The 18,502-nt window shown below is 71.3% G+C and carries 20 protein-coding genes, 1 tRNA gene and 1 pseudogene; 10 read left to right on the plus strand and 12 right to left on the minus strand.

Annotated elements, in window-relative coordinates; translation table 11 throughout:
* The first annotated feature begins 82 nt into the window (after positions 1 to 82).
* Positions 83 to 948 (plus strand): annotated as a pseudogene (locus GGQ69_RS12310) (IS5 family transposase).
* Between the two features lie 15 nt (positions 949 to 963).
* Here GGQ69_RS12310 and GGQ69_RS12315 read toward each other — a convergent pair.
* Positions 964 to 1,209 (minus strand): hypothetical protein, encoded by a 246-nt coding sequence (locus tag GGQ69_RS12315; RefSeq protein WP_010143850.1) that lies wholly within the window; start codon positions 1,207 to 1,209, stop codon positions 964 to 966.
* Positions 1,210 to 1,528: 319 nt separating this feature from the next.
* On the opposite strand from GGQ69_RS12315, the gene GGQ69_RS12320 reads away from it, so the two are divergent.
* A complete protein-coding gene (locus GGQ69_RS12320) occupies positions 1,529 to 2,470 on the plus strand; it encodes an iron-containing redox enzyme family protein (RefSeq protein WP_183528962.1) in 942 nt (313 codons plus the stop codon).
* A complete protein-coding gene (locus tag GGQ69_RS12325; protein ID WP_221243759.1) occupies positions 2,467 to 2,709 on the plus strand; it encodes a CDGSH iron-sulfur domain-containing protein in 243 nt (80 codons plus the stop codon). Before GGQ69_RS12320 ends, GGQ69_RS12325 begins: the two co-directional genes overlap by 4 nt.
* 37 nt (positions 2,710 to 2,746) lie before the next feature.
* On the opposite strand, the gene GGQ69_RS12330 is transcribed toward GGQ69_RS12325, so the two are convergent.
* Positions 2,747 to 3,394 carry a class I SAM-dependent methyltransferase gene (locus tag GGQ69_RS12330; RefSeq protein WP_183529472.1) on the minus strand — a complete coding sequence of 216 codons (648 nt, stop codon included), beginning with the start codon at positions 3,392 to 3,394 and terminating at the stop codon, positions 2,747 to 2,749.
* A gap of 252 nt (positions 3,395 to 3,646) precedes the next feature.
* Positions 3,647 to 4,234 (minus strand): YdeI family protein, encoded by a 588-nt coding sequence (locus GGQ69_RS12335; RefSeq protein ID WP_183528964.1) that lies wholly within the window; start codon positions 4,232 to 4,234, stop codon positions 3,647 to 3,649.
* Positions 4,235 to 4,348: 114 nt separating this feature from the next.
* On the opposite strand from GGQ69_RS12335, the gene GGQ69_RS12340 reads away from it, so the two are divergent.
* Positions 4,349 to 4,645 (plus strand): biopolymer transporter Tol, encoded by a 297-nt coding sequence (locus GGQ69_RS12340; RefSeq protein WP_183528966.1) that lies wholly within the window; start codon positions 4,349 to 4,351, stop codon positions 4,643 to 4,645.
* Here GGQ69_RS12340 and GGQ69_RS12345 read toward each other — a convergent pair.
* Positions 4,618 to 6,201 (minus strand): NAD(P)/FAD-dependent oxidoreductase, encoded by a 1,584-nt coding sequence (locus GGQ69_RS12345; RefSeq protein ID WP_183528968.1) that lies wholly within the window; start codon positions 6,199 to 6,201, stop codon positions 4,618 to 4,620. The two genes, GGQ69_RS12340 and GGQ69_RS12345, sit on opposite strands and share 28 nt — an antisense overlap.
* A 178-nt stretch (positions 6,202 to 6,379) precedes the next feature.
* On the opposite strand from GGQ69_RS12345, the gene GGQ69_RS12350 reads away from it, so the two are divergent.
* Positions 6,380 to 8,038, plus strand: coding sequence for an AMP-binding protein (locus GGQ69_RS12350; protein WP_183528970.1), 1,659 nt, complete (start codon positions 6,380 to 6,382; stop codon positions 8,036 to 8,038).
* 54 nt (positions 8,039 to 8,092) lie between these two features.
* On the opposite strand, the gene GGQ69_RS12355 is transcribed toward GGQ69_RS12350, so the two are convergent.
* Together GGQ69_RS12355 and GGQ69_RS12360 are read right to left on the minus strand one after the other, a co-directional pair.
* Complete coding sequence (locus GGQ69_RS12355; protein WP_255459695.1) at positions 8,093 to 8,479, minus strand: ester cyclase; 387 nt, start codon at positions 8,477 to 8,479, stop codon at positions 8,093 to 8,095.
* Positions 8,480 to 8,547: 68 nt separating this feature from the next.
* Complete coding sequence (locus GGQ69_RS12360) at positions 8,548 to 9,387, minus strand: NAD(P)-dependent oxidoreductase (protein ID WP_183528974.1); 840 nt, start codon at positions 9,385 to 9,387, stop codon at positions 8,548 to 8,550.
* A 186-nt stretch (positions 9,388 to 9,573) separates the two neighbouring features.
* Here GGQ69_RS12360 and GGQ69_RS12365 point away from each other — a divergent pair, with 186 nt between their 5' ends.
* Both GGQ69_RS12365 and GGQ69_RS12370 read left to right on the plus strand, forming a co-directional pair.
* Complete coding sequence (locus GGQ69_RS12365; RefSeq protein WP_183528976.1) at positions 9,574 to 10,338, plus strand: TIGR03084 family metal-binding protein; 765 nt, start codon at positions 9,574 to 9,576, stop codon at positions 10,336 to 10,338.
* A gap of 133 nt (positions 10,339 to 10,471) precedes the next feature.
* Entirely contained in the window at positions 10,472 to 11,872 is a 1,401-nt protein-coding gene (locus tag GGQ69_RS12370; RefSeq protein WP_183528978.1) for an NAD(P)-binding protein, read from the plus strand.
* 51 nt (positions 11,873 to 11,923) lie between these two features.
* Here the strand turns inward: GGQ69_RS12370 and GGQ69_RS12375 are convergent, their stop codons facing one another.
* Positions 11,924 to 12,409: an ASCH domain-containing protein gene (locus GGQ69_RS12375; RefSeq protein ID WP_183528980.1), complete on the minus strand. Its 486-nt coding sequence runs from the start codon at positions 12,407 to 12,409 to the stop codon at positions 11,924 to 11,926.
* A gap of 140 nt (positions 12,410 to 12,549) precedes the next feature.
* Positions 12,550 to 12,625: transfer RNA gene (locus tag GGQ69_RS12380), tRNA-Ala, on the minus strand.
* A gap of 482 nt (positions 12,626 to 13,107) precedes the next feature.
* On the opposite strand from GGQ69_RS12380, the gene GGQ69_RS12385 reads away from it, so the two are divergent.
* Positions 13,108 to 14,823 (plus strand): sodium:solute symporter family protein, encoded by a 1,716-nt coding sequence (locus tag GGQ69_RS12385; protein WP_255459696.1) that lies wholly within the window; start codon positions 13,108 to 13,110, stop codon positions 14,821 to 14,823.
* Between the two features lie 53 nt (positions 14,824 to 14,876).
* Complete coding sequence (locus tag GGQ69_RS16270; RefSeq protein ID WP_221243760.1) at positions 14,877 to 15,005, plus strand: putative transporter small subunit; 129 nt, start codon at positions 14,877 to 14,879, stop codon at positions 15,003 to 15,005.
* A 106-nt stretch (positions 15,006 to 15,111) separates the two neighbouring features.
* On the opposite strand, the gene GGQ69_RS12390 is transcribed toward GGQ69_RS16270, so the two are convergent.
* The 3 genes from GGQ69_RS12390 to GGQ69_RS12400 all read right to left on the minus strand — a co-directional run bounded on the left by GGQ69_RS12390 (position 15,112) and on the right by GGQ69_RS12400 (position 16,725).
* Positions 15,112 to 15,507 carry a glyoxalase/bleomycin resistance/extradiol dioxygenase family protein gene (locus tag GGQ69_RS12390; protein WP_183528984.1) on the minus strand — a complete coding sequence of 132 codons (396 nt, stop codon included), beginning with the start codon at positions 15,505 to 15,507 and terminating at the stop codon, positions 15,112 to 15,114.
* A gap of 93 nt (positions 15,508 to 15,600) precedes the next feature.
* Entirely contained in the window at positions 15,601 to 16,128 is a 528-nt protein-coding gene (locus GGQ69_RS12395) for a hypothetical protein (protein ID WP_183528986.1), read from the minus strand.
* 96 nt (positions 16,129 to 16,224) lie between these two features.
* Positions 16,225 to 16,725, minus strand: a complete 501-nt coding sequence (locus GGQ69_RS12400) for a DUF456 domain-containing protein (RefSeq protein ID WP_183528988.1) — start codon at positions 16,723 to 16,725, stop codon at positions 16,225 to 16,227.
* 89 nt (positions 16,726 to 16,814) lie between these two features.
* Between GGQ69_RS12400 and ald the strand changes: the two genes are divergently transcribed.
* The gene (gene ald / locus GGQ69_RS12405) at positions 16,815 to 17,954 is read left to right on the plus strand and encodes an alanine dehydrogenase (protein ID WP_183528990.1); all 1,140 of its coding nucleotides are present in this window, start codon (positions 16,815 to 16,817) and stop codon (positions 17,952 to 17,954) included.
* Here the strand turns inward: ald and GGQ69_RS12410 are convergent.
* Positions 17,921 to 18,490: a DedA family protein gene (locus tag GGQ69_RS12410; RefSeq protein WP_183528992.1), complete on the minus strand. Its 570-nt coding sequence runs from the start codon at positions 18,488 to 18,490 to the stop codon at positions 17,921 to 17,923. The genes ald and GGQ69_RS12410 overlap by 34 nt on opposite strands.
* Between the last annotated feature and the right edge of the window lie 12 nt (positions 18,491 to 18,502).

Raw genomic sequence — 18,502 nt, forward strand, 5'->3', positions numbered from 1 at the left:
GGGCACCCTCGAACCGGGGTCCGCGCGGACCGGTCTAGGGCGTGTCCTGTGAATCTGGGACTGTCGGTGTTAGACCTGTGGAATGGTCGGGCGTGGTGAACTGACGGATAAGGCGTGGGCCAGGATCGAGCCGTTGCTGCCGGTGTCCGGGCGCGGCGGGCAGTGGCGTGATCACCGGCAGGTGATCAATGCGATCCTGTTCAAACTGCGCACCGGTGTTCCTTGGCGGGATGTGCCCGAGCGTTACGGTCCCTGGAAGACCGCCCATGAGCGGCTGCGGAAATGGACCTTGGACGGGACCTGGGAGAAGATCCTGGCCGAGGCCGTCGTCAAGGACGACGCCGTCGGGGAGGTCGAATGGATCATCAGCGTCGACTCGACCGTCGTACGGGCCCACCAGCACGCGGCCGGGGCCCGTAAAAAAGGGGGTGCCGGCCCGCGATCGAGGCCATCGCAGTGGACGGTGAAGGGATCGGACGCTCCCGGGGCGGACTGAGCAGCAAGATCCACCTGGCCGTGGACGGGCGGGGGCTGCCGATGAGCGTGCTGCTCACGCCCGGCCAGGACGGGGACAACCCGCAGTTGCTGCCCTTGCTGGAGGCCATCGGCGTCCGCCGCCGCGGTGCGGGCCGGCCACGGTGCCGCCCCGAGGCGGTCCTGGCGGACAAGGCCTATTCTCATCCCTCGACCCGCGCCGCACTGCGCCGGCGCCGTATCCGCTTCACCAGCCCCGAGCGCACCGACCAGAAAGCCCGCCGTGCCGCCAGGGGCAGCGCCGGTGGCAGGCCTCCGGCCTTCGACGCCGCCGAGTACCGCCGCCGCAACGTGGTCGAACGCTGCTTCAACCGGCTCAAGCAATTCCGCGACCTGGCCACCCGCTACGCCAAGCGCGCCGCCTACTACCGCTTCGAACTCCTCATCGCCGCCACCATCCTGTGGATGCGATGATTCACAGGACAGGCCCTAGCCGGCCTCCTCGGACAGCATCCGGCGGGCCTCCTCGAGCGCCCAGCCGGAATCCTTGTCCAGTTGCGCCAGGGCCAGCAGGTTCCCGATGCGCTGCTCCCGGCTGAGCTTGGCCGTCTCGTCGGCGAGGTTGATCATCGTCAGCACGCGGGCGTGGGCACGGCGCCCCCGGGCCTTCGTGCGGGTGTCGTTCGCCTCGGTGTCCCGCAGGATCTCCAGTGCTTCCGCCAACAGGTTCTTCATAGTCCGGTCCCCCAACCGTTGATCGTGAGCCATCCACCGTACCCGAAGGCAGCCGAGGCGTCGTGGCCGGGGTCACACGGCGCAGTATTCCCCCACCCCCTGCGGGCCCCGCCCGGGACAGGGATCGGCCCCTGCAGCGCGCCCCGGGTGATGAGGCCCGCATCACTCACGGTAGATTCGGAACCGGCGGGTGACGGACACCCCGGCCACCCGCCGTCCTTCACACCGAGACGAGGATCTGGATGCACCGACCGATGTGCCAGCCCACTGCTCTGCCCCAGCCCGCCCTGCCCCGGACCGCCCGGCGGGAGGTGGACCCATGCTGACCCCCACCGCGCGCGGCCCGCTCAGCGAGTGCGTCCTGGAGTCCCTGCGCACCGGGGACACCTCCCGGGCGGCCGACGCCCCGGACGCCGGCAGTCCCGAGGACGCCCAGATCACCCTGTGGGCCCTGTACGAGCAGCACTACCGGGGCTTCGAGGACGTGGCGGGCGACCTGGAGTGGGACCCGCAGCTGATCGCGGTGCGACGGCGCCTCGAGCAGGACTTCGAGCGGGAGCTCCGCGCCCGGACCCCCGGGGTGCCCGAGCCCGGGAACTTCGCCGAGGACTTCTTCGCGTTCGTCGCCGACCACGACGGCCCCTCGCTGGCGGCCCACATCCACCGCTCCGCATCCGAGGAGCAGGTGCGGGAGTTCCTGCGTCACAAGTCGATCTACCACCTGAAGGAGTCGGACCACACCACGTGGGTCATCCCCCGCCTGTCCGATACCGTCAAGGCCGCCGTGATGGAGTTGCAGTACGACGAGTACGGGGGTGGCAACCCGCACCGGTTGCACGCCCACCTCTTCGCCCAGGGCCTGACGGCCAGCGGCCTGTCGGCCGAGTACGGCGCGTACATCGACGAGGTCCCGGTCGAGGTCCTCGAGCAGAACAACGTGATGTCCCTGTTCGGGTTGAACCGGCGACTCCGTGCGGCCTCGCTCGGCTTTCTGACCGCCTTCGAGGCCACCAGCTCTTCGCCGTCGCGCAAGATCGCCGGCGGGCTGGAGCGCCTGGGCTTCCCTGCGGAAATGGTCGAGTACTACACCGAGCACGTCGAGGCCGACGCGGTGCACGAGCAATTGGCCGTCCGCACGATCTGCGGGGCCCTGCTGGCCGAGGAGCCCTCCCTGCACGAGGACGTCTTCTTCGGCGCGTGGACCAGCCTGGACCAGGACGACCGCTACGCCCAGCGCATGCTCGGCGCGTGGGCCTCATGAGCGACGAACCGGGCAGGCTGCCGGGCCAGGGGCCGGGCATGACCCCGGGCCACCCGGACGTGATCTTCTGTCCGGGAGGCCCGATCCTGCTCCGCGGCGATCACGTGGTGCAGGACGAGGACGGCAACGAATATCAGACCACCCGGCCCGTCAGCGCCGTCTGCCGCTGCGGCGGTTCCGCCATCAAGCCGTGGTGTGACGGCACCCACAAGGTGATGCGCAGGCGCCCCGGCCGCTGACCGGCGCACCGACCGGCCCGCCGGGCAGCCTGAGGGGTCAGCGGGTGAGCCGCACGACCACCCCGCGGTCGAAGACGCGGGTCTCGACCGCGCTGACCGCACCGTCGGACCGCTGCCCCGCATAGGCGGCGATCAGCTCGGCCTGGGCGGTGTTGCCAAGCTGGAGCAGTGCGGAGCCCCCGCCGGCCAGGTGACCGACGATGAGGTCGGCGCACGTCCGCGCGAGGTCCAGGCCGTCGTCGCCGCCGTCGATCGCCAGGACGGGGTCCGCCGGGAACCGCGAGGTCTCCGCCGAGCGCACCCACGGCGGGTCCGCGATGATCAACGGGAACCGTTCGTCCTCACCGAGCGCCTCATCGATCCGGGCCAGCCGGAACTCGACGCGGGAACCCAGCCCGTTGGCGGCCGCATTCGCCACCGCGAACTCCCGGGCCACCGGGTTGACGTCGACCATGACCAGGTCGCGGTCGCCCTCGCGCACGGCGCCCAGTCCGATGTGCCCGACGCCGGCGCACAGTTCCAGCACCGGACCGGCGGGAGCGTCGGGGAGCAGTTCGGCCGCCCACTGCGACTGCGCCTCGGTCCACGGCCTGGGCTCGAGCACCCGGTGGTCGTAGGCGATGGAGAGCCCACAGAAGGTCAAGCGCGAGGCCGCCGCCGGCGACGGGTCGGAAACCTGGTTCATCACGCCACCCGGGCGAAGTCGAGAGTGCTCATCCATCTCATGATGTCAGACCGGGTCGGCGCTCCCCACCGGGAACCCGACACTGGCAGACCGCGGCGGATCTCGACGGATCTCACCGCCCGAACCCATCGCGCCGACCAGGAATCATCGCAGGATGGACGCATCAGGCCGGGAGGACCCGGGGAAATGTCCATCCTGGAATGAATCACCGTCTGAAGACGGGGCGCCCCATCCTCTCCCCCTGGCAAGGCATCAACCCGGTTGCGGATACGGCGTATCGCCGCGCTCCAGCATGCCGATCAGCTTCGCCACCCTGTTGGCCCGGCTGGCCGGGCTCGGCGCGGTGAGGACCCGGTGCAGGACCGCGTACCTGTTCTGGCCGTTCAGGGTGGCAAAGGTCTCCGCGGCCCGCGGCGACTCCTCCAGGGCTACGGCTAGGTCCTCGGGCATCTCGGCGGTCGCCGGGCCGGCATAGGCACGCTCCCACCGGCCGTCGGCCCTGGCGCGTTCGATCTCGGCCTGGCCGCGTGGTCGCATCCGGCCCGCCTCGGTGAGCGCCTGCACCTTGCCGATGTTGCGCTGCGACCAGAGCGAGGCCTTGCGCCGAGGGGTGAACCGCTGCCGGTAGGTCTGCGCGTCGACAGACTTCGCCTGCCCATCGATCCAACCGCTGCACAGTGCCTCGTCGAGGGCCTGCGCATAGGTCAGGGACGTCGGCGCGGTGGTCCCCTTCTTGGCCAGCAGCAGCCAGACCCCGTCCGCTTCCGACTCGTGCTCGTCCAGCCAGGCCCGCCAGGCGGCGGCGTCCGGCACGATGAGCGTCTCCGGTTCTCTGGTCATGGTTCCTCCGCATCCTCCCACCAGGCCGCCTGGAGTGCGAGATCCCCCGCCAGGTTGCCCTCCCCCGTGCGCCCGGCCCGTTCGGCCCCGGTGGTCCGCGCGTAGGCTTCGATCATGGAGCGCACCGAGGACGGCCGGTACATCGTGGTGGACGGCCGCAAGTGGCGCGCCACCGACCCCGAGCTGCCCGAGGAGACCGCCGCCCGCCTGCGCTCGCACCTGGGCAGGGCGCGCTCGGCGGTGCGCACGGCCGGGGACGAGAGCGCGAAGCGGGCCGCCCGGGACCGGGTCCAATTGGCCAAGGAGGGCCTCGGTGAGCGCGGTGACGCGTGGTGGGACCTCGAGGTGCCCCAACGCCTCGACCGCGCCGAGGACCGGCTTGCTCACCTGGACCGCCTCGCCCCGTCCTGAACGACCCCGTCCTGCACAGTCTCGTCCTGGGCAGCCCCGCCTTGCCCCGCTCCGTCCTGTCCCGCCCCGTCCTGAGTGGGTTGGGAGGCCCGGGCCGTCCGGCTCCAGCACAGCCCCACCTCCAGGTCGGCGTGGCCGGTGGCCCAGCCGTCACGGACCACGTCCTGCGCCATCGCCCAGGGATACCGGTCGGTGGCGCGGGGCATCAGGTGTGCCGCGCGGACGAGGTACCCGGAGCGGAGGTCCGCCATCAACGGGTGGCCGGGGCCAATGCCGTCCGGCACCTCCGGGACCACCGAGTCCAGTCCGCGGTCCACGAGCCGGCGCAGCACGCGCGCGGTGAACCGGGCGGTCAGGTCCGAGCGCAGGGTCCAGGACTGGTTGACGTAGCCGATGCAGAACGTCAGGTTCGGCACGCCGCTGAGCATCGCCCCGTAGTAGGCGTAGGACGCGGCCGGGTCAATGCCCACCCCGTCCACCGACGCCTCGATCCCGCCCAGCAACAGCACCCGCAGCCCCGTCGCGGTGACCACGACATCGGCCTCCACGATCCGGCCGTCGGCCAGCCTCACCCCCTCGGGTACGAAGCGCTCGACCTCACCGGTCACGACGCCGGCCCGCCCGGCCCGGATGGCCGCGTACAGGTCCCCGTGCGGGGCCACGCACAGACGCTGTTCCCAGGGGTCGTAGGGCGGGGTGAAGTGCTCGTCGACGAGGGCCTCGGACCCGGTGGCCGCGACGGCGCGACGCCTCAGCACGGAGCGCATCAGTCGAGGGGCCCGGCGGCAGGCGCGGTAGAAGCCCCACTGCATCGCGGCGTTCCTCGCGCGCATCACCCGGTGCGCCGCCGTCGGGGGCAGGAGCCGACGGGCCAGGCCCGCCAGCGGGTCCCGGCGCGGCAGGCCCAGCACGTAACCGGGCGTGCGCTGGACCATGGCCACCTGCGCACCGGCCTCGACGAGCGCGGGCACCAGGGACACGGCGGTGGCCCCGGAGCCGATGACCGCGATCCGGCGGCCGGCGAGTTCGAGGTCCTGCGGCCAGTGCTGCGGGTGCACGACGGTGCCGGTGAAGTCCTCGACCCCGTCGAAACCGGGATCGTGGGGGTGTTCGGCGTCGTAGTAGCCCGTGCAGGCGACCAGGAAGCGGGCCGTGTACCGCTCCTGCCGTCCACCGGCCGGCCCGGCGCGCACCGCACGGACGTGCCAGCGGGCCTCGTCGGTGCAGAAGTCCGCGCTGGTGACCCGGGTGTCCAGCTGGATGTGCTCGCGCAGCCCCGTGTCCTGGACGACCTGCTGCAGGTACTGCCGGATCTGCTCACCGCTGGCGATCGTGTCCCGGCCGGTCCATGGGTGGAAGGGGAAGGTCAGCGTGTACACGTCCGAGTCCGAGCGCACGCCCGGGTAGCGGAACAGGTCCCAGGTGCCGCCGGTCTCCCCGCGCGCCTCGAGGACCCGGACGGACAGCTCGGGGCAGGCCTCGCGGATCCGGTAGGCGGCGTTGACGCCGGAGAGTCCGGCGCCGATGATCAGCACGTCCACGGGTTCGGGGGTCATGGATCCATCTTCCCCGCCCCGGCTCACCCTGTCCTGCGGTCCTGTCCTGCGGTCCTGTCCTGGGCGCCTGACCGGCGGGTCTGAATCGGCGGGGTCTAGACCGGTTAGCGGTCAGTAACTAAACTGGCCGACGTCGCACCACTGTGATGCAGCTCACCGCAACGCCAGGAGATCGTCCATGACCACTCAGCCGACCGCCGCACCCTCTCAGGACCAGGGCCCGACCGACACCCCCCTGCTGGAGGAGACCATCGGGCAGAACCTGGCGCGCACCGTCGAGCGGTTCGGCGAGCGCGACGCGCTCGTGGAGGTCCAGACCGGCCGGCGCTGGAGCTACGCGGAGTTCGCGGCCGACGTCGCGCGCCTGGCCACCGGGCTGCTGGAGGCCGGGATCCGGACCGGGGACCGCGTGGGGATCTGGGCGCCGAACGTGGCCGAGTGGACGCTGGTGCAGTACGCCACGGCGCAGATCGGCGCAATCCTGGTCAACATCAACCCGGCCTACCGGCGCGACGAGCTGCAGTACGCGCTGACGACGTCGGGCATCCGCACGGTGATCGCGGCATCCTCCTTCAAGACCTCCAACTACGAGCGGATGCTGGCCGACGTCCGGGACGACTGCCCCGAGCTCCGGGACGTGGTCATCCTCGGCACCCCGGAGTGGGGGGGCCTGGCCGGTGCCGCCGCGGATGAGAACCGGCTGGCGCAGGTCGCGGCGGGCCTCAGCCCGGACGACCCGATCAACATCCAGTACACCTCCGGCACCACCGGGTTCCCCAAGGGCGCGACGCTCACGCACCGGAACATCCTCAACAACGGGTACTTCGACGGCGAGCGCGTGGAGTACACCGAGGCCGACCGCATCTGCATCCCCGTGCCCTTCTACCACTGCTTCGGGATGGTCATCGGCAACCTGGCGGCCACCACCCACGGGGCGGCCATGGTCATCCCCGCCCCCGGCTTCGACCCCGCCGCGACCCTGCACGCCGTGGCCACCGAGAAGTGCACGTCCCTGTACGGGGTGCCGACCATGTTCATCGCCGAACTGGGGCTGCCGGACTTCGAGTCCTACGACCTCTCCAGCCTGCGCACCGGTGTCATGGCGGGTTCGCCGTGCCCGGAGTCGGTGATGCGCCAGGTGATCGAGCAGATGAACATGACGGACGTGACCATCTGCTACGGCATGACGGAGACCTCGCCGGTCTCGATCCAGAGCTCGACGTCGGACAGCCTGGAGCGGCGCGTCAGCACCGTCGGGCGGGTGGGCGCCCACCTGAGGATCCGGGTCGTGGACCCGGCCACGGGCGAGGTCGTGCCCCGCGGCCAGGCCGGGGAACTGCAGACCCAGGGCTACGCCGTGATGAAGGGGTACTGGAACGACCCCGAGCGGACCGCCGAGGCGATCGACGCCGAGGGCTGGATGCACACCGGGGATCTCGGCGTGATGGATGAGGAGGGATACGTGCGGATCACCGGCCGGATCAAGGACATGGTGATCCGCGGCGGGGAGAACATCTACCCGCGCGAGATCGAGGAGTTCCTCTACACGCACCCGGACATCATCGACGCGCAGGTGGTGGGCGTGCCGGACGAGAAGTACGGCGAGGAGCTCATCGCCTGGATCCGCATCCGCGAGGGGGCAGCAGCCCCCACGGCGGAGTCCCTGCGCGAGTACTGCTCGGGCCGGATCGCGCACTACAAGATCCCGCGCTACGTGAAGGTGATCGACGAGTTCCCCATGACCGTCACCGGCAAGGTCCGCAAGGTCGACCTGCGGGAACAGGCCATGGAACTGCTGGCCGGGGAGCGCGTGGAGACCGAGACGGCGCGGAGCTGACCCGTCCGGCCCCGTCGCTGGCACCGCCCCGGGCCGCCTCCGCGGAGCGACCGGTTACGGCGCTGTCCTGCCGAGCTGGGTCAGCAGCTCCATCGTGTCGACCACCCCGGAGTACTCCGCGATCCGACCGTCCGCGACGCGGTACATCGCAAACTCGGCGACGTTGGCGTGCCGTCGCGTCGGGGCGATGCCCCGGAACGCACCCCGGTGCGTACCGCTCCCCCGCAGGTGCACGGCGAGGCGGTCCTCCTCCACGATGAGCTGGATGCGGCGCCACCGCCAGTCGGGAAAGGCCTGGAAGAGGTCGGCCACGTCGTCCACCCACGCATCGGCGCCGCCCGGCAGGTGCGCACGCCGCACCGAGGGGTCGATGAACGACCGGATGGCCTCGAGGTCGTGCCGGTTGCACGCCTCGAGGTACTCGGCGTACCACTCACGCATCTCCCACGGCTCCATCCGGCCATTATCCGCGGCGCTCATCCGGCCGGCGGGTCGCCCGGACGTCACCGTCACTCGTCCAGGAAGATGTCCCGCTCGAGGGTCTGCTCCGGGCCGCCGTAGCGGGAGAGGTCGGTGACCCCGGCCTCAGCGAGCACCTCGTCGTCGATGAAGAAGTGGCCCGTGCACTCGCGCGGGTCCCGGGTGAGGATCTCGTGCGCGGCGTCGGCCATGATCTCCGGGATCCGGCTGCGGGCCACCACCTCCTCGCCCCCGAGCAGGTTGCGCACCGCGGCGGTGGCGATCGTCGTACGCGGCCAGAGGCTGTTGGCGGCAATCCCCTGGCCCCTGAGTTCCTCGGCCAGGCCCAGGGTCACCAGGGACATCCCGTACTTGGCGATCGTGTACCCCAGGTGCCGGCCGGCCCACTGCGGGTTCAGGTTCAGCGGGGGGCTCAGCGTGAGGATGTGGGCTGCCCCGGACCGGCCCAGGTGCGGCAGCGCGGTCTTCGCCAGCAGGAACGAGCCGCGGGTGTTGATGTCCTGCATCAGGTCGTACCTCTTCATCGGCAGGTCCGGGGTCTTCGACAGGTCGATGGCGCTGGCGTTGTTCACCACGACGTCGATCCCGCCGAAGCGTTCCACGGTGCGGGCCACGGCCTGCGTCACCGAGGCCTCGTCCCGGACATCGCCGACGATCGGCAGTGCCTGCCCGCCGGCCGCCTCGATGGCCGCCGCCGCCGTGTGGATGGTGCCCTCGAGCTTGGGGTGCGGCCTCTCGGTCTTGGCCAGCAGGGCAACGTTGGCCCCGTCCTGGGCCGCGCGCACCGCGATGGCCAGGCCGATGCCCCGGCTGCCTCCGGACATGAGGATCGTGCGGCCGGACAGGGTGCGGTGCGTGGAGTCGGTCATGGGATTCCTTCGTCGGAGGGTCGGGCGGTCGGCGGCGAGGGCGAAGCGGCCCGGGGCCGGTGGAGCCAGTGGAACGGGAGCAGGTGGAACGGAGGTCGGTGGAACGGGGCGAGGCCGGGTCCCATGGTGCACGTCACACCAGCGTACGCACGCCGGGTACGGTGCCGTCCGTGCGACGATGCGGACATGACGTCTATCGCCGCGGCGTTCCGCGCAGAAGCCGAGGACCTCGACACCCTGGTAGCCGAGCTGGACGAGGCCGGTTGGCGCCGGGACACGCCCGCCGCCGGCTGGACCATCGCCCACCAGATCGGGCACCTGGCCTGGACCGACGAGATGTCACTCCTGGCCCTGACCGACCCCGGCGCCTTCGCCGACCACGCTGCAGCCGTGAAGGGCAATTTCGACCACGTCAACGAGTCGGCAAGCGAGCGTGCCGCACGGGACCGGGCCCGGTTGCTGGCCGACTGGCGTGAGGGGCGCAGGCGCGTCGCCGATGCCCTGGACGCGGTCGATCCCGCCTCGACGGTGCCGTGGTTCGGCCCGCCCATGCGGCCGCGGTCCATGGCGACCGCCCGGCTGATGGAGACGTGGGCCCACGGCCAGGACGTCGCCGACGCCCTGGGGGTGCGGCGCGTGCCGACCGACCGGCTCCGGGACGTCTGCCACCTCGGCGTGCGCACCCGCGACTTCGCCTTCCGCATCAATGGCCTGGAACCGCCCGTCGGCGAGTTCCGCATCGAGCTCACCGCGCCCTCCGGGGAGGCCTGGACCTGGGGGCCGGAGGACGCCACCGGACGCGTCACCGGGAGCGCCGAGGACTTCTGCCTGGTCGTCGCCCAGCGCCGGGACCACCAGGAGACCTCGCTGGTCGCCGAGGGCCCCGCGGCGCGGCAGTGGCTGCCGATCGCGCAGGTGTTCGCCGGCCCGCCGCGCGGCCAGCGCGGCTAGTTCAACCCGCGCGGCCAGCGCGCGAAGGCCGGCTGAGGAGCCGACTGAGGAGCAGGGCGCACCGGTTCGGATCGACACGCGCGGGGGCTCCCCGCACATTGACCGGTCTGTCCCGGAGGCAGAGAATTTTCCCATGGGCGCTGTGATTGCCGCCGACTACCTGGTGGTCGGTGCAGGCGCCAGCGGGATGGCCTTCGTTGACGCCCTGATCGACCACGCCACTGTCCACGTGGTCATGGTGGACCGACGGCACGGTGTCGGCGGGCACTGGCTCGACGCCTATCCCTTCGTCCGGCTCCACCAGGCCTCGCTCTTCTACGGGGTGGCCTCGACCCGGCTCGGCGAGGGGCGCATCCAGGACAGCGGCCCCGAGGCCGGGCTGCACGAACGGGCCACCGCACCGGAGATCTGCGCCTACTACGTCCGCGTCCTGCAGCGGATGCTCGACTCCGGCAAGGTGGAGTTCCATCCGGGCTGCGAGTACCTCGGCGACCACACGTTCGTCTCCCGGGTCTCCGGCCGCCGGTTCGAGGTCGCGGACACCGCGCGCGTCGTCACCACCGATTACCTCGGCCCCGACATCCCGGCCACCACGCCGCCGACCTTCGGGGTCGGCGCCGGGGCCCGGGTCATCCCGGTCAACGACCTCGTCAAGGTGACGGAGGCACCCGGCCGGTATGTCGTCGTCGGGTCCGGGAAGACCGCGACGGATGCGTGCATGTGGCTCCTGGGCAACGACGTGGACCCCGGCGCGATCTGCTGGGTGCGGTCCCGCGAACCCTGGATGATCAACCGCGCCGCCCTGCAGCCGGACCCGGTGGTCTTCTACCGCTCGGCCGGGGACATCATGGCCGCGGGGGCCGCCGCGTCCTCCCCCGACGACCTGTTCCTGCGGCTCGAGGACGCGGGCGTGATGGTGCGCATCGACGAGTCGGTGACCCCGACCATGGCGAAGACCCCGACCATCGGGCAGTGGGAGGTGGACCGGTTGCGCACCATCGAGGACGTCGTGCGGCGCGGTCATCTCCGGCACGTGGACCCCGGGATCCTGCACTTCGACTCCGGGGACGTCCGGGTGCCCGCGGACAGCATCGTGGTGCACTGCGCCGCCTCCGGGCTGAAGTACGCCCCCGTGGTGCCGATCTGGCAGCGCCATGCCATCACCCTGCAGCCGGTCCGCGCGGGCTTCCCCTGCTTCGGCGCGGCCATCACCGGCTACGTCGAGGCCACCCGCGACGACGACGAGGAGAAGAACAGCGTCTGCCTGCCCTCGCCCCTGCCGGACACCCCGAGGAGCTGGGCCCGCATGCAGGTCCTGGGAGGCCGCGCGGCCGCGTCGTTCGCCTGCGAACCGGACATCAAGGCGTGGTCGGAACGCACCACCCTGAACCCGACCCGGATCCCGCCGGAGAGGGCGGGCGAAGCCGCCGTGCAGGCGGCCGCCGCCCGCTTCCGCGCGCACCTCGGGCCGGGGCTGGCGCGGATGGCGGAGCTGGCCGGCATGAGGGAGTACGCCGGCCCGGCCGCGGCCTGACGCCGCCTCTGGCCGTCGGCCGGTGGGCGGCCGGCGCGTGCCGAACGGCCCCTACGACGCGCGGCCTGCCGGTTCGGCGTGCAGCAGCCGGAACCGTTCGCAGACCACCGGCATGGTGGGCTCGAAGCCGCGAGGGTTCTCGGAGTGGTCCCGCCAGTAGCGCTCATGGATCGCACGCCAGGCGCGCAGCGTCCGGTCGCCCTCCCCCTCGGAGCGGGCGTGGTCCTCGTCGACCTCGTCGAACGGGACGATGACCACCTCCGTGGTCTCCAGGACCGCGCGCGGCCGGCCCGCGCCGTCGAGGATGATGCTCAGCTCACCCGGTTGCGGGACGGGTTCCCCGGTGGCCTCGTGGTCCCAGAGCGAGGAGGCGGTCCCGGTCTTCGTGCCGGCCAGCACCAGCTCGAGCAGTCCGTCCGCGTGCACCGGGGTGGCCCCGAAGGCCCAGGCCTGCGGCAAGCCGACCGGCAGCGCGGGCGAGGCGGCGCGGGCGCGGTCCCAGAACGAGCGGAGGCCGGCGTCAGTTCGACTGGTCACGTGCTCCACCGTAGTGGAACCGCGCGGCGGTGCCTGCGGCCACGGCGGTGCACCGGCTCCGGGCAGCCGTCGGGACAGGGGCCGGAAACGCAGGGAACCGGCCCGCCTGGCGGCGAACCGGTTCCCTGTCGTGAACTGTCTGGTGGAGCCTAGGGGAGTCGAACCCCTGACCTTTTCATTGCGAACGAAACGCTCTACCAACTGAGCTAAGGCCCCGCGGCGCCGGCATCGGCCGAAACGCGCTCCACCATCATACGACGACCGGCCCGCTAGCGCCCAAATCACCCGGAGGGCCGGGTGGCCACCCTTTGTGAACGGCGCACAAAGGGCATCTGACATGGAGTGTTACGCACCCGCTTGTCAACCGGTTTGAAGTTGCTGATGCAAACATGAGAAGCTACAGCGTCCGGTCGAGCACCGGATCCGGTGAGTGCGAGCCCCCAAGGGTGCGTGCCCGAGGTACCCCTGAGGTACTCCTCGGCGCATGCAGACCCGCTCCGTGGCTCCCGCCGGAGGCGGCCCCCAAGGGCCAGCCGGACCGGTCCTTGCAGGCCGGTCGCGCCGGTCCGCGAGGACTGACGCGTGCGATCCGAGAGGGGACGCCGCCAGCTCAGGGAGGCGTCGTCGGAGCGCTGTCATTGTCGCCGACAGAAAGGGACGGGATGCCACCCGTACAGGAATTCAACCAACTGGGAATCATGGCAGTGGTCCTGCTGCTGATCCTCTTCTACGGCGGAACCATGTGGATGTCGGTGAGGATCAGCCAGAAGAACGAGAACGCCGACGGGTACATGACCGCCGGCGGCAACATCGGATTCGGCATCTCGGCGGCATCGATGACCGCCACCTGGATCTGGGCCTCCTCGATGTACGCCTCCGCCACCGCGGGGTACACCTACGGCGTCGCCGGCCCCATCCACTACGGGCTCTGGGGAGCCCTGATGATCCTGTTCATCTACCCGTTCGGCAAGCGCATCCGCAAGGTCGCCCCGAAGGCCCACACGCTCGCCGAGGTCATGTACGCCCGGCACGGCCGCTCCTCCCAGCTGATGCTGGCCGGCTCCAACGTCCTGGGCTCCCTCATCTCCCTGACCTCCAACTTCATCGCCGGCGGCGCGCTGATCTCCATGCTGTCCCCGCTCAGCTTCGGGGCGGGCATCGTCATCGTGGCCGGGGGCGTGCTGATGTACACCCTGTGGTCCGGGTTCCGCGCCTCCGTGCTCACCGACTTCGCCCAGGTGATGTTCATGCTGGGCGCCGCCGTCGTGATCATCCCGGTGATCTTCTTCGTGGCCGGCGGGCCCGGCATGTTCGAGGCCGGCGTCGCCGCGGGCACCGTGACCCCGGAGCAGGGCAGCTTCTTCTCCTCGGACGCCTTCATGAACCAGGGCGCCCCCTACATCGCCGCGGTGCTGGCCTACGCCATCGGCAACCAGACCATCGCCCAGCGCCTGTTCTCCGTGCGCGAGGACCTCATCAAGCCCACGTTCGTCACCGCCACCATCGGCTACGGCGGCGCCGTGATCGGCATCGGCATGCTCGGCGTGATGGCCCTGTACCTGGGCGTCGAGCCCATGAACGGGGACGTCAACAACCTGATCCCGCAGATGGCCGGCACCTACCTCGGCCCGGTCCTGCTGGCCCTGGCGTTCCTGATGATCATCGGCGCCCTGTCCTCCACGGCCGACTCGGACCTCGCCGCGCTGTCCTCCATCGTCATGTCGGACATGTACGGCCAGTCGGTCGGCAAGGACAAAGTCAAGCCGAAGACGATGCTGCTCGTCGGCCGCGTCAGCATGATCATCGCCACCGCCGCCGCGTTGTACTTCGCCACCGCGCAGTTCAACATCCTGGACCTGTTGGTGTTCGTCGGCGCGCTCTGGGGCTGCCTCGTGTTCCCGGTGATCGCCTCGTTCTACTGGCCCAAGGTCACCAACGCGGCCTTCAGCGTCAGCGTCCTGGCGGCCCTCGTGGCCTTCCTGCCGGTGCGCTTCGAGTGGATCCCGTTCACCGGCGCCCTCGGCTTCGGCGTGGAACTGCTGGCGACGATCGGCATCGGCGTGGTGCTGGGCATCATGTCCTTCGGCTTCTTCGGACTGAAGCCCGCCGTGATCATCGGCGGGGTGGCCACCGTGGTCGCCGCTCCGTTCACGTTCTTCTTCCTGCGTGACTACACGGTGCTCTCGGCCTCGCTGGTCGCCTACGCGGTCTCGTTCCTGGTCTGCTACCTCATGTCCTTCCGTTCGAAGCAGGACTTCGACTTCGACGTCATCAAGGACATCACCGGCGAGTTCGACCCCGAGCACCCGGCCCCCGCCCAGGGTGCCGACGAGCCCGAACTGGCCACCCGCGGCGCATCCGCCGGTGGTGCCGGGACCGCCGGTGACACCGCTCCGGGCAGCCGGCGGGACTGACCCCGCCGCGACCCCGGACCCATCGCAACTCCCCGTCCCCTGAAAGGACTCACATGACCATCGGACTGACCCTCTACGTCCTGATGTGGCCCGTCATCGTGGCCGTCATCCTCTTCCTCATCGCGCGCGGCTTCTTCCGCGACGTGTCCCAGGCCAAGAAGGAGGGCCGCCCGGTCATCTGACCGGGGCACTGCGGGGCCCGGGGACCATCCGGCCCACGACGACGGGGCGTCACCTTGCGTGGGTGGCGTCCCGTCGTCGTTCCCGCCCGGCCCGCGGAATCGTGCCCTACGACGCGTCCGCGGCCTCGTCGGTGGCCCGGACGCCCAGGTACACCAGGAACCCGTCCGGGTCGCGCACCTGGGCCACGCGTTCCCCCCAGGGCATCTCCTGCGGGGGCGCGACGATGGTGGCGCCGGCGGCATGGGCCCGGCGGGTGACCTCGTCGATGTCGTCCACGTAGAACCACAGGGCCGCCCGGGAGTCGTTGCCGCCGATGTCCAGCTCCCGGCCGATCGCCAGGAAGGCCCCGCCCATCCGCAGCACGACGAACACGTCCCGCGACTCGTCGTCCGGAGCGGGGAAGCCGTAGGTCCGCACGGCGTCGAAGGCATCCCGGTAGAACCTGACCAGACGGGGCAGGTCATCGGTCTTCAGGATGGGGAAACCACTGCGCACGACCATGCGCGACAGCCTATGTCAGCCGATGTCAGGGCACCACGGCGCCCCGCCGTCACCGGTCACCCCGGCCTGATCCCCCGCCGGTCCGGCGGCGGGTCAGCGCCCGGGCGGGGCGCACGTCCACTCCAGCCCGGCCACGGGCGAACCCTCGGTGCAGGCCGCCCCCACGCGTTCGCCCTCCACCGGTTCGGCCCCGTCCCAGGCCACCGCGAAGGGCAGCTCGGCGATCTTCAGCCAGCGCTGCCCGTCCACCACGCCGGTGGCCTCCACGTGCCCGGAGGCGTGGTGCAGGCCCGTGGCCGTCAGCGCCACCACCGACCCGATGATCCCGCCGACCACGAGCATCGCGGACAGCAGTGCTGCCATCGCCAGGCCCACCCGGTTGCTCGCCGCGGCGCGATCCGGGCGGGTCTCCGGCCCTCCCCCACCGGTGACACCGGACCCCTCCTCCCCGGCACGGCCGCCTGCGCCGCCGGGCCGTTCCCGGCGCACGGCGGTGACCAGCTGGGGGATCACCACGACGGCGGCGACCAGCCCGAGCACGCCGGCCACGGCGCACAGCACGAGCAGCGTCCAGTCCGTGGTGGCGCCGGTCTGCTCCAGCTGGATGTCGTAGATGCCCATGGTTCCCTCCGGTCGTCGGGTGCGTGTCAGCGGGTCGGTCGGTGTCAGGGGGTCGCGTCAGGGGGTTGCGTCTGGGGGGTTGCGTCAGGGGTCGCGTCAGCGGTTCGCAAAGTGCACGATCGTGCCGATGGCGAAGGACGAGGCCGCCAGGGACGCACAGGTGAACTCGACGAGGATGCCCAGGCCCATCGACTTCAGGGCCTCCCACGAGGAGCGGACGGCCAACCTCAGGTCACGGCGGCGGACCAGTTCGGCCACGAGCAGGCCCGCGGCGAAACCGACGAACAGGCCCACCACCGGGATCACGAACATGCCGACGATCCCGCAGACCACGCCCACGAGGATCGGGCCGTGCGGGATCTGTTCGCGCCGCATCTTCCGGCCGGTCAGCACCGCCGAGGCGCTCATCCCGGCCACGGCCAGGCCGGCCCCGACGATCGCGGCGGTCCACGCCGCGGGCGAGCCCAGGATCCAGGCCCAGGCGATGAGCGTGATGATGGTCAGGACGGAACCGGGCAGGATGGGGAAGACCGTGCCCAGCACGGCCACCGCGAGCAGCAGTCCGGCGATGACGGTCGTGATGATCTGGTAGTCCACTCCCTCAGTATGCGCCCGCCCCCTCGCTGATCAGGACCTGCCCGCCGCCAGCCCTCCCGCGGACGACCCGGTGGCGGTAGCGTCGGTGCATGCTCATCGGCGTTCCCACAGAGATCAAGAACAATGAGTTCCGCGTCGGCCTCACCCCCGGCGGCGTCTCCGAGCTCGTCCTCCACGGCCACGATGTGCTGGTCCAGTCCGGTGCCGGGATCGGCTCCGGCATCACGGACGCCCAGTACGCCGACGCCGGCGCACGACTGGCCGAGAGCGCCGAGGAGGTCTGGGACCAGGCCGGGCTCCTGCTCAAGGTCAAGGAGCCGGTGGACGGCGAGTTGCAGCTGATGCGCCGCGGCCAGGTCCTCTTCACCTACCTGCACCTCGCGGCGGACATGGCGCTCTCCCGGGCGGTGCTGGACTCCGGCGTCACGGCGATCGCCTACGAGACCGTCACGCGCGGCAGGGCCCTGCCGCTGCTGGCCCCGATGAGCCAGGTCGCCGGCCGGATCGCCCCGATGGCCGGGGCCTACCACCTGACCCAGGCCCAGGGCGGCTCAGGCATCCTGATGGGCGGGGTCCCCGGGACCCGGCGCGGCCGCGTCGCGGTGATCGGGGCCGGCGTCGCCGGGGAGGCCGCCGCGGTGATCGCGGCGGGACTCGGTGCGGACGTGACCGTGCTGGACATCAATCTCGACCGCCTGACCCAGCTGGACACCGTGTACCAGGGCCGGTTGCGGACCATGGCGTCCTCGACGCTGAGCATCGCGGAGGCCGTGGCGGACGCGGACCTGGTGATCGGCTCGGTCCTCATCCCCGGTGCGGCGGCGCCGAAGCTCGTCACCGCGGACATGGTCTCTGCGATGCGCCCTGGCTCGGTGCTCGTGGACATCGCCATCGACCAGGGCGGCTGTTTCGAGAACTCCCGGCCGACCACGCACGAGGACCCCACCTACCGCGTCGGCGAGCAGGTCTACTACTGCGTGGCCAACATCCCGGGCGCCGTCCCGCAGACCTCCACGGCCGCCCTGACGAACGCCACCCTGCCCTACGTCCTGAAGATCGCCGACCACGGATGGCACGCCGCGCTGGCCTCCGACGAGGGCTTCACCGCGGGCCTCAACGCCCACGGCGGCGTCCTCACCCACCGCGGGGTGGCGGACGCCGTCGCCGGACCGCTGGGACTGGACCTGGACTCGGCCTACCGGCCGGCGTCGGAGGTCGTGTCCGGCTGAGCACGGGCCCGGGCCGCGGCGGCGCGCCCGGCCACGGCCCGGGCACGGCGCTGGGTCCGGGAGGCGCGCAGCAGGGCCATCCCGCCGGTACGCCACAGCACCAGGACCGCGACGCCGGCCAGGGCCAGGACCAGCGCGGCGGCGGCCCAGGGACTGGCCATGGCGGTGGTGATGACGGCCCAGACCACGGCCATGCCGACGGTGCCGTAGATGACGCCCCAGATCAGTGCGCCCACGAGCATGGCGGGGATGAACCGGCGCCAGCGCATCCGGGTGATGCCGGCGGTGCTGATCACAGCGGTCTGGAGGCCGACGGTCATGAAGCACAGGGGGATCGCCCACGGGCCCCAGCGGTCCACGAACCTCATGGCGCGCAGGTAGAGCGGCCCGGACAGGTGCCGGCGCAGGGACGTGCGCTCGGCACCGGCGGCGATCCCGCGCGCGAGGGCATAGGTGGTGGTCGCGCGGACGATCGCCAGGGACCAGAACAGCAGGATGGCCCAGCCGAGCGGCAGGGAGGCGATCCAGTCCATCATGGTTCGAGTCTA

This window comes from Micrococcus sp. TA1 (assembly GCF_014199555.1).
GTDB lineage: Bacteria > Actinomycetota > Actinomycetes > Actinomycetales > Micrococcaceae > Citricoccus.